The sequence below is a fragment of the Geminocystis sp. CENA526 genome (assembly GCF_050753365.1).
Classification (GTDB): Bacteria; Cyanobacteriota; Cyanobacteriia; order Cyanobacteriales; family Cyanobacteriaceae; genus Geminocystis.
On the sequence record NZ_JBLZFY010000007.1, the window covers coordinates 76,746 to 87,152 of the forward strand.

The 10,407-nt window shown below is 35.8% G+C and carries 9 protein-coding genes; 5 read left to right on the forward strand and 4 right to left on the reverse strand.

What is annotated here, in order from left to right; translation table 11 throughout:
• Positions 1 to 31 precede the first annotated feature (31 nt).
• Together ACN4EE_RS03915 and ACN4EE_RS03920 are read right to left on the reverse strand one after the other, a co-directional pair.
• Complete coding sequence (locus ACN4EE_RS03915) at positions 32 to 805, reverse strand: HAD family hydrolase (RefSeq protein WP_431705091.1); 774 nt, start codon at positions 803 to 805, stop codon at positions 32 to 34.
• Between the two features lie 5 nt (positions 806 to 810).
• Positions 811 to 1,116, reverse strand: a complete 306-nt coding sequence (locus ACN4EE_RS03920; protein ID WP_431705092.1) for a nucleotidyltransferase family protein — start codon at positions 1,114 to 1,116, stop codon at positions 811 to 813.
• 356 nt (positions 1,117 to 1,472) lie between these two features.
• On the opposite strand from ACN4EE_RS03920, the gene sufC reads away from it, so the two are divergent.
• The 4 genes from sufC to ACN4EE_RS03940 all read left to right on the forward strand — a co-directional run bounded on the left by sufC (position 1,473) and on the right by ACN4EE_RS03940 (position 6,098).
• Complete coding sequence (gene sufC / locus ACN4EE_RS03925; RefSeq protein ID WP_431705093.1) at positions 1,473 to 2,243, forward strand: Fe-S cluster assembly ATPase SufC; 771 nt, start codon at positions 1,473 to 1,475, stop codon at positions 2,241 to 2,243.
• A gap of 374 nt (positions 2,244 to 2,617) precedes the next feature.
• Entirely contained in the window at positions 2,618 to 3,952 is a 1,335-nt protein-coding gene (gene sufD, locus ACN4EE_RS03930) for a Fe-S cluster assembly protein SufD (protein WP_431705102.1), read from the forward strand.
• 148 nt (positions 3,953 to 4,100) lie between these two features.
• The gene (gene leuB, locus ACN4EE_RS03935) at positions 4,101 to 5,180 is read left to right on the forward strand and encodes a 3-isopropylmalate dehydrogenase (protein WP_431705094.1); all 1,080 of its coding nucleotides are present in this window, start codon (positions 4,101 to 4,103) and stop codon (positions 5,178 to 5,180) included.
• Between the two features lie 192 nt (positions 5,181 to 5,372).
• Positions 5,373 to 6,098 carry an undecaprenyl-phosphate galactose phosphotransferase family protein gene (locus ACN4EE_RS03940; protein ID WP_431705095.1) on the forward strand — a complete coding sequence of 242 codons (726 nt, stop codon included), beginning with the start codon at positions 5,373 to 5,375 and terminating at the stop codon, positions 6,096 to 6,098.
• A gap of 47 nt (positions 6,099 to 6,145) precedes the next feature.
• Here the strand turns inward: ACN4EE_RS03940 and sipA are convergent, their stop codons facing one another.
• Both sipA and mgtE read right to left on the reverse strand, forming a co-directional pair.
• Entirely contained in the window at positions 6,146 to 6,376 is a 231-nt protein-coding gene (sipA, locus tag ACN4EE_RS03945; RefSeq protein WP_431705096.1) for a regulatory protein SipA, read from the reverse strand.
• Positions 6,377 to 6,407: 31 nt separating this feature from the next.
• Complete coding sequence (mgtE, locus tag ACN4EE_RS03950; RefSeq protein ID WP_431705097.1) at positions 6,408 to 7,793, reverse strand: magnesium transporter; 1,386 nt, start codon at positions 7,791 to 7,793, stop codon at positions 6,408 to 6,410.
• Positions 7,794 to 8,145: 352 nt separating this feature from the next.
• Between mgtE and ACN4EE_RS03955 the strand changes: the two genes are divergently transcribed.
• Positions 8,146 to 10,407 (forward strand): AsmA family protein (locus ACN4EE_RS03955; protein ID WP_431705098.1); only part of this gene is annotated, 2,262 nt, incomplete at its 3' end.

The following is a 10,407-nucleotide window of genomic DNA, read 5'->3' on the forward strand; positions in this document are numbered from 1 at the left end:
TTCCTGACTTGCTAGTAAATCTCATTCAACATTAGAATACATCATTGCTAGTAAAATTGACTAACGAAAGCAAATTAATGTTCGGATTTTTTTGTGCTTTCTGTTTACTTTCTTCAGTATTATAACCCCAAAGGGCGAAAAATAGTTTTACCTGTTGTAAATCTGACTGCTGATTGACTAATTCTAAAGCCTCCAATCTATCTTCAATAAAACACACTTCCCCCGCTTCCACTTTTTCTTTTTCAATGATTAATCTTAAAGTTTCATATTTAGGGCGTTTAACTTCTTTGCCAAAAATAGTATTTTCTGCTAAATAAATGCCTTCTTTTTCTAATAACTGTCTCGCAAATTTGCCTTCTTTAGTCGTAATTATATAAATTTTTATTTGCTGATTAATAAGTTGTTTAATTTTAGCTTTTACTCCATTATATAAACTTTGTAAAGATAACCATTTATTAATATCATCTCTAATTTGTTTTTCTCTAACTTCATCTAATTTTTTACTAAGAGTAGTTATGTTAATTCCTTCTAAATCAAGCAATTTTACAGCTTTTTCTTTGATATTATGCCAATTTTTTAAAATATTTTCAGGAGTTTCACCCCAAGTTAAAACTCTCAATAATAAAGGCATTTCCCATCCAGTTTCTACCACAGGACGTAATATATTAAACTGAGATTGTAAACTATCAAGCTCGATCGATGAACTGTCATGCCAAATTGATTGATAAACTAATTTACTGCTGTAAAAATATTCCTTTAAACCATCACAAATAACACCATCAAAATCTGTTACTAAAATTTTCATAATCTTTATCTAATTAACATTAAAGGTTGAGCCTCCGTCAAAATTTGCTCTCTTATCAAGACACTAATACCATCTTCCGTTAAAACATCCACCCTACGCCCTAAAAGTTCCTGTAAATCCATTAATAAACCTCCCGGAAACCAAGGGCTAGTCTTGGTTGAATCATAATCAATCAAAAAATCAATATCACTATCTAGGGTATCTTCTCCCCTCACTACCGAACCAAAAACTCGCACATTAAAAGCCCCATGTTTATCAGCTAAATCCAAAATTTCTTGGCGTTTTTCTTTTAGTTTTTCCAGTAAAGACATAAACTTTGTTCCTCAAACCAATTCTAAAATAACCTTAAGTAAATATAGTTTATAGATGTTTTTGTGTATTGATTTTTATATTCTATTAAAATATGCGGAATATGGGTTATAAATTTTATCTTATATTATCACCTAATACCTGATACCAGACAGTTTTTTTAACACAATTTATCATACTCAAAGTAAGAAAGCCCTAATTTTTTTTAGTTAAACAACAAAATTGTTGCTAAAGTCCAGTAGAATAGATCGACAGAAAATATAATGATACAGTAAAATCGATCGAACCTTTGTACTTAAATCGATCACTAAAAGTGGCGCTGTGCGATCGAACCTTAAATAAAATAACTAATATAAATATGAATCAACCAATATTATCAGTTCGTAACTTAACAGCTAGTGTGGATGGCACACCCATTTTAAAAGGGGTGAATTTAGAAATAAAAGCAGGTGAAGTACACGCTATCATGGGGCGTAACGGCTCAGGAAAAAGCACCTTTTCTAAAGTATTAACAGGGCATCCAGAGTATGAAGTCACGGGAGGAGAAATCATTTATCAAGGGGAAAACTTACTAGAAAAAGAGCCTGAAGAAAGGGCATTAGCAGGTATATTTTTAGCATTCCAATATCCCCTAGAAATTCCCGGAGTAAGTAACCTCGACTTTTTGAGAGTTGCCTATAACGCCCGTTGCAAACACTTAGGCTTAGAAGAATTGGACGCATTCGACTTTGAAGACTTAGTAGAGCAAAAATTAGAAGTAGTAAAAATGAACTCTGCTTTTTTAGCTAGAAGTTTAAACGAAGGCTTTTCGGGAGGGGAGAAAAAACGCAATGAGATACTGCAAATGGCATTATTAGAGCCAACTTTAGGGATTTTAGACGAAATCGACTCAGGATTAGACATTGACGCACTGCGCATCGTTTCTGAAGGGGTAAATCAACTGAGAAATTCTGACAATGCCTTTTTATTAATTACCCACTATCAGAGATTATTAGATTACATTACCCCAGATTTTGTTCATGTGATGTATCAAGGAAAAATCGTCATGAGTGGAGATAAAAACCTCGCCCTTGAATTAGAGGCAAAAGGTTACGACTTTCTTGAAGAAGAAGAATTAGCACCAGTTTAATGAAGAATTAAGAATGAAGAATGAAGAATGAAGAATGAAGAATTAAGAATTAAGACTTACGCATCTCTAAAGATATTCTGTCATTCCGAGAGTAGCGAAGGAATCTCAATCCTTTAATTTTTGCTACAAATGCGTAATTTCTAAAAAATTTAGTCGCTTTAGCCGACTTTTGCTATTAGCCGTGTAATTCATTACACGGTGGGCTATTGATTAAATCTCCAATCATTGAAACAACAAGGGCTGAAGCCCTTACTACAAAACAACGAAAAATCTTTTATTCCCGATGTGTATTGATTAAATCTCCAATATCCTAACATCTACAATTATTAATTATGGAAAACTCGATCGCAATATTAACACCAGACACATTTAAAATGACAAAAGACGCTTATCTAGGAGGGTTATTACAACTAAGTGAAAATCAACCCCTTAATATCACCAATGAATTAGGTATTTATCTGGAGAAAATTCGTCAAAAATCTGCTAATGAAGTAGTGCAATTAAATCTTCCCACCGATAAAGATGAAAACTGGCGTTTTACCGACTTATCCGACTTAATTCAACAGGATTGGCACTCATCCACCCCAAAAGAATTAAACGACATAATCTTAGAGGGATTTGCCTTAAAAGAAGCCTCCTCCTCTCGTCTCGTCTTTGTTAACGGTTATTATGCCCCCAAGTTGTCAGATATTACTGCTTTACCTGATACTGTCTATGTCGGCAACCTAGCAAATTTACCCCAAGATAAAGTTAATAAAATTAGTAGTTATTTAGGCAAAAATAATGACGAAAATGAAGTTTTTACTGCCTTAAATACCTCTGGAATCAGCGATGGTTTTGTTATCTGGGTTGCCAAAAATAGCGAGATTGAAACCCCCATTCACTTATTACACTTAACCGCCAGAGATAACCTATCAACTTTAACTCAACCTCGTATTTTAGTAGTGGGAGAGGCTAATTCTAGTGTTAATTTTATCGAATATTATGGGGCTGTGGCTTCGGGATGTTCGGATTCTGCGAAACAACAATATTATTTTACTAATACCGTTACCGAAATTACCTTAAAAGATAACGCTCAAATTAATCATACTCGTATTCAAAGGGAATCAGGAGATTGTTTTCATATTGCTAATACCATTGTTAGCCAAGCTCAAAATAGTCGTTATACCATCAATGAAGTTAGTTTAGGAGGCAAATTATATCGTCATAACCTCCATATTAATCAAGAAGGAGAGCAAACGGAAACTTCTCTTAATGGCTTAACCATGTTGCAGGGTAAACAAATGGGAGATACTCATTCTCAAGTTAACTTAACTAAACCTCACGGCACAGTTAATCAACTCCATAAATATATCATTGATGATAGTGGACGAGGTGTATTTAATGGCAAAATTTATGTACCCAAATTAGCACAATTAACCAACGCTTCCCAACTTAACCGCAATTTATTGCTATCCAACAAGGCTAGAATTAACACCAAACCCGAATTACAAATCACGGCGGATAATGTGAAATGTGCGCATGGTGCAACGGTTAGCCAATTAGAAGCCGATGAGATATTTTATTTGCGTAGTCGTGGCTTAAATGAATACGATGCTAGACATCTTTTAATCGATGCTTTTGCAGGAGAAATTATTGAAAAATTGCCTTCTGAGTCGTTAAAACAAAGGTTAACTCAATGCGTTGCTTGTCGAACTATTGACAATTAACGATCGAGCATGAACAATAGAGTAGGGTGGGCAATGCCCACCATTTTTTATGTAAAAAAATACTTGAACTCAGATAAAAAATAATCATAAAGACACTTTGTGACTTTGCGTCTTTGCGAGAGAAATATAAAAGAAATTATTAAAAATAATGACCAAAAAATATTCTATAACATTATTACCCGGTGATGGTATTGGACCTGAAATTATGGCTGTAAGCGTCAAGGTGTTAAAAGCCGTTGCTCAACAGTGCGATATAGAGTTTGAATTTCAAGAAGCGTTGATTGGGGGAAGTGCGATCGATGCTACAGGGACTCCATTACCCCAAGAAACCATCGATAAATGTAAAGCCAGTGATGCGGTATTGTTAGCCGCCATCGGGGGCTATAAATGGGATAATTTACCCCGTGAGATACGCCCAGAAACAGGATTATTAGGGATTCGCTCCGCTTTAGGCTTATTCGCAAATTTACGCCCTGCAACAATTTTACCTCAATTAATCGATGCTTCCAGTTTGAAAAAAGAAGTGGTGGAAGGGGTGGACATTATGGTAGTAAGAGAGTTAACGGGGGGTATCTACTTCGGAAAACCGAAAGGTATTTTCACCACCGAAACAGGGGAAAAACGAGGAGTAAATACAATGGCTTACACTGAGTCAGAGATCGATCGAATTGCAAGGGTAGCTTTTGAAACAGCACAAAAACGCCAAAAAAGATTATGCTCAGTGGACAAAGCTAACGTTTTAGATGTATCTCAATTATGGCGCGATCGAGTCATCAAAATATCTGAAGAATATCCCGATGTAGAATTAACTCATATGTACGTTGACAATGCGGCGATGCAGTTAGTGCGTAATCCCAAACAATTTGATACGATCGTAACTGGTAACTTATTCGGTGATATTCTCTCCGATGCGGCGGCTATGTTAACGGGTAGTATTGGAATGTTACCTTCTGCAAGTTTAGGCAGTCAAAACCCCGGATTATTCGAGCCTGTACACGGTTCAGCCCCTGATATTGCAGGAGAAGACAAAGCCAATCCATTAGCCCAAGTATTAAGTACCGCTATGATGTTGCGTTATGGATTAAATGAACCAACCCCTGGGGATAAAATCGAGAAAGCGGTGTTAAAAGTCTTAGATTTAGGCTATCGTACGGGAGATATTATGTCAGAAGGATGTAAAGGAGTCGGTTGTCAGGCTATGGGTGACGCTTTATTATCGGTTTTATAATTCACAATTCTCAATTCCCTATTTCCTACCTCGGCTTTAATGTTTTTTTACCGTCTAAATAGGGATTGTTAAATATACTTGGTTAATATTTTCAAAAAGGATTTAAAATACTAGACAATAATAAAAAAAATGAAGTATCTTGAATTATAGCAATATCAAGATTACGATTTATCCATGGTGTGAAGGAGTAAAATGACAGCAAATAGCCAACTTGTATCGGCAAAGGTAATTCAAAGTTTGGCAAGACGAGGTTTAGTAAATATATCTCGTGTGCCTAGCAAAGAACAAAAAATTAGGCTTACAAAGGCTTTCTTAAAGCGTACCTTTGATATTGTATTTTCCGCTTCTGTATTGGTGGTTTTTTCCCCCTTATACTTAATTTTAGCAATCTTAATCGCTATTAGTTCTCCCGGACCGGTTTTTTATGCCCAAGAAAGGGTTGGTAAAAACTTTAAGCATTTTAAGTGTTTTAAATTTAGGACAATGGTAGTTAATGCCGATCGAGTATTGGAAGATATGTTAGCTCGATGTCCTGAAAAACGTCAGGAATTTGAAGAAACTTTCAAACTAAAAAATGATCCTCGTATTACATTGATTGGACATTTTTTGCGCATCACCAGTTTAGATGAATTTCCGCAGTTTTTTAATGTTCTCAAAGGGGATATGAGTGTAGTAGGTCCTCGTCCTCTTGTCCCCGAAGAATTACATAAATACGGTGGGAAAATAGATAAAGTTTTAACTATCAAACCGGGGTTAACGGGATTATGGCAGGTATCAGGCAGAAATGATATTCCTTACCCTCAGCGCGTTTTAATTGATGTTTATTACGTTAATCATCATAACTGGTTTTTGGATATATGGATTATACTCAAAACTATTGGTGTTGTGCTTTTCCCTAAAGATAACGGGGCATATTAATAGGTAATAGGTAATAGGTAATCGGTAATAGGTAATGATTTTCTGATTTATTCGGCTGACTCTATTACTTCAAAATATTTACTTTCTAGTAAAAAAGCACCTTGAGTAAAACGAATTGCCCAATAACCAGCAGGGCGTGTATTTAAGACTATGCCTTCTTCTCCTAAGCTAATAACTTTAGCAGGGCGTAACATGGGCATAGGATCGGCGGTTTTAACATAAGGGGGTAATTCTATTACTCTAACTCGATCGCCTGATTTTATCTTTAATGATGACATAATAGTTTATAACAGTATAAGTAAAAATAGTTTAAAATCCTAACATGACACGGGCAACGTTAAAATAAATTAACACCCCTAAAACGTCCACTGCGGTTGTAATAAAGGGACCAGACATTAAGGCAGGATCGAGTCCCAAACGTTTGAATAAAAAGGGTAGAGCAGAACCTGCGATCGAAGCTAAAAAGGAAATAGCGATCAAACTTACTCCTACAGTGAAAGAGATATTTATATCATTGTCAGTTTGGGGTAATAAGTAAGCCCAAATCATGGTGATAACTCCTAATACAACCCCTAAAATTAATCCTGCCACCCCTTCTCGATAAATAACGTTTATGACTCCTAAATCCCTCACTTCATCGGTGCTGATACCCCTAATTACTACAGTAGATGATTGAGTACCAATATTCCCACCACTATCAATTAACAGGGGAATAAAGGCGGCTAACACCGTCACTTGAGCTAAAATATCTTCCTGTGCGCCGATAATTGTACCCGTCAAACTGTTTGTAACTAATAAGACTAATAACCATGTAACTCTTTTTTTAGCCACCGCAAAAAGATTCATCTGAAAATAATTATCTCCATCCGCCGATAAACCACTCAAGGCGTATATGTCTTCTGTTGCTTCTTCTTGTATAATATCAATTACATCGTCAACGGTGACAACACCAACTAATCTTTGTTCTCGATCGACTACAGGAATAGCCAGAAAATCGTAACGTTGAATAATTCGAGCAACTTCTTCTTGATCAAGATCAGTTTTAACATAAATAATATCCTTAGTCATAATCTGCTCTAAAGTGCTTTCTTTGGGATTAATGACTAAATCTCGTAGTGATACAACCCCGATGAGATGACGAAAATTATCGAGGACATAGATATAATAAATTAACTCCGATACCTTTGCTTTTGCCCTTAATTGACTTAAAACTTCGCTGATGGTTAAGTGACTCCTAAACGCCACATATTCGGGAGTCATAATGCGCCCGGCGGTGTCTTCTTCGTAACCTAATAATAAATTCGTTGCCTGTCTTTCTTCGGGGCTTAATTGTTCTAAAATACGACTAACTACTTGGGCTGGTAACTCATCAAATAATTTTACCCTCTCATCAGGAGACATATTTCCCACAATATCCAAGACTTCCTGTCGTTTAAAGTCTTCAATCAATGCTTGTTGTATGGGAATTTCTAAATATTCATACACTTCGATCGCCTTGTCTTTCCCTAGTAATCTAAATGCGATCGCCTGTTCGGATTCAGGTAAATCTTCGATAGCTTCAGCAATATCCACAGGTTGCACGGGAATTAATAAAGCCTTAGCACCTTCAAGATTATTTTGTGCCAACAGTAATTGTAACTGAGAATGAACTAAATCTCTTAGCTCATGACGGGAATTATTTTGTTGGTTATCCATTGTCTTTGAAAATTAATTTTTACTAACAACAATACCCTAAAAAAGTGAATAGTGAATAGTGAATAGTTGGCTCTCTTACTTTGAGTATGATAAATTATGTCTAAAAAAGGTGTCAGGTATCAGGTGGCAAGTGTTAGGTTAAATTAAAACTCTAAATTTATAATATTTGCATTTTTAAAATTCTAAATTTATTATATATCAATACTTTTAGCGATTATTTATTACTAAAATATCATAACTACTGTAGAAAAGCCGAATAGTTTTTAATTCTTAATTTTTAATTCCTTTTTCCACGAATCATAGAAGAGCGCTATATATTAAAGTAGAGGAGAAAATTGTGTGAGAAAGAAAAATGACTAATCAGCAACCAGAAGATTGGGGTAATAATAATCCAAATCCTCAGCCTTTAACTTTCAAGGAAAAATTAACAACTTTACTCAGTAAACCGCAAACTCAAATTATTTCCTTAGTGACGGTATCGGGTATTTTAGCAGGAGGCTATGGTGTCACTAGATATTTAATTAATTCGGTGATTCCCTCTCGTATCGAAACAGAGTTGGCAAAAATTTTGTCACGGGAGGTGACTTTCGGTGAGGTTAGTCATTCTCTTTTTAATGAAATTATTGTCGAAAATATCGACATCCCCCCCACGATCGAAGACCCTAGTTTTTTGTCGATCGAGTCTGCTAAGATTAGTTTAGATTTATGGTCATTATTATTCCAAAGACAGTTACCCATTAACGTTATTGCCAATGAGATAAAAGCGTATGGGCAATTAGATACATTATTGCCTCCCCAAGACGAGAGAAAACCCTTTCCTTCATCTCTCAAGTTACCAAGTATTCCCATAGAAGCAAAAATTAACCTGACATTGCGTAACGGGAAGATAGCCATTTCTCCTAATGCCACCACAGAAGCGGTAGAAATCGACAGCAGGGGGAGATTAACTTTACTCTATGACAACGAAAATCAACCCTTAACTTATAACTTAGAAAATCGTATTGGTTTTAGTCGTATTAATTTGCAAGGAGAAACCCTTTTAGCCGACACCGCCAGTGACAATAAATTAGAAATTCGTTATCTGAATTTACCCCAAGTAGCGAGATTAATTCCGATGCTTCCCCTTGATTTGCAAGAAGGCATCCTTAACGGCAACTTAAAAATTATCACTCCTTCTCTCTCTACTCTTAATATTAACGATGTCGAGGGGAAGGTTAATCTACAAGATGTGAAAGGAAAAGTTGATATAGCCAAACTAGACTCATTAGAATTAGATACATTTAACCTCAAGGAAAAAATCGAGACGACTCCTCTTCTTAATCAAAATTTTCAGACAAATGTTTTTCTCGACATCAAAGAGGAATCCCTTAATGTAGAGTATGCCAGTGTAAAAATAGGAGAAATCGATGCCTCCCTGAGAGGAGAAATTAGTCAACTTATAGGGTATAACTTACAAGGAAGTCTTAACCCTGTTAATCTCAAAAAAGTTTTACCTAGTCTTGGGGTTAAATCTCCTGTCACCATCGATGGTTTATTAACCGCCAATATTTTAGTAACGGGAAATCTGGATAATCCCGAAATGGAGGGTAAGGTAAAGGTTGATAAAACTTTTGTCGATAAATTGGAGTTAGGCAATATTGATAGTCAATTTAGTGGCAATTTAGATAAACTTACCATTCAACAAGTTACCGTCAAACCTCCTTCTGGTATCATCACGGCGGGGGGAGTTATTAATACTAACTTTAATCAAAATCGTTTAGAAGGTAAACCTCTGGAGTTAAGCAAGATACCTTTTAATTTTCAATTCACCGCCGATTTACCCCAAGATGTCTGGAGTAACTATGATATTTTATCACCAACAGAGGGTTCGATCGAAACCCCTCCCTTATCATTAATCATCAGGCAAATATTAGCAAAAGGAGAAATTAAAGGAAACTTAAACAACCCCCAAGGAGAAATTTCTTTTTCCCTTCCCTCCATTACTACCGTAGAAGAAGAATTTGCCACCGAAGGTAAATTAGTTATTGATAAAAATAGAGTCAATATAATAGATACTCAATTAGTTAACCAAGGAAACCAAAACCGAATCCTTGTTAATGGAAATGGAAACTGGCAAGAGAAAACCTATGCAGTAAATCTTAGCAGTAACGAAATTAATCTGACTCCCTTCCTTTCTCCTTTATGTCAAATCTTCTCCTTTTGTGATGATTCTTTCGTCAATGTCAACTTACCAACCCTCGCACAAAATTTAGATGTCGATATTTCTGGCAACTTAGCAGAAATTAGTCTTCATAATATAGATGCCAAAGGAAAAGTTAACCTCCTTATCGACAATCAAAGAGGAAACCCCCTCCTTTTAACATCATCATCATCCATTAATCAAACAGGAAACATTAACCTAGACTTTGACTTAGCTAAAAGTGACTTAACCATCAACACCCAAGTTAATCAACTTTCTCTCAATAATATCCTTCCCTCCTTACCAACTCTTACTAACATTCTTGAGAGTCAAGTAACATTAACCGCTAATACCCAAGACTTATTAACCCTTTCCTCTTCCTCTTCCCCCTCTTCCCCCTCTTCCCCCCTGTCCCTTCTTCACCTCTTATCCTCC

Excerpts from the sequence above, each read along its gene's own strand:
- ACN4EE_RS03915 (WP_431705091.1), bottom strand. The coding sequence starts at position 805 with ATGAAAATTTTAGTAACAGATTTTGATGGTGTTATTTGTGATGGTTTA.
- ACN4EE_RS03920 (WP_431705092.1), bottom strand. The coding sequence starts at position 1,116 with ATGTCTTTACTGGAAAAACTAAAAGAAAAACGCCAAGAAATTTTGGAT.
- sufC (WP_431705093.1), top strand. The coding sequence starts at position 1,473 with ATGAATCAACCAATATTATCAGTTCGTAACTTAACAGCTAGTGTGGAT.
- sufD (WP_431705102.1), top strand. The coding sequence starts at position 2,618 with ATGACAAAAGACGCTTATCTAGGAGGGTTATTACAACTAAGTGAAAAT.
- leuB (WP_431705094.1), top strand. The coding sequence starts at position 4,101 with ATGACCAAAAAATATTCTATAACATTATTACCCGGTGATGGTATTGGA.
- ACN4EE_RS03940 (WP_431705095.1), top strand. The coding sequence starts at position 5,373 with ATGACAGCAAATAGCCAACTTGTATCGGCAAAGGTAATTCAAAGTTTG.
- sipA (WP_431705096.1), bottom strand. The coding sequence starts at position 6,376 with ATGTCATCATTAAAGATAAAATCAGGCGATCGAGTTAGAGTAATAGAA.
- mgtE (WP_431705097.1), bottom strand. The coding sequence starts at position 7,793 with ATGGATAACCAACAAAATAATTCCCGTCATGAGCTAAGAGATTTAGTT.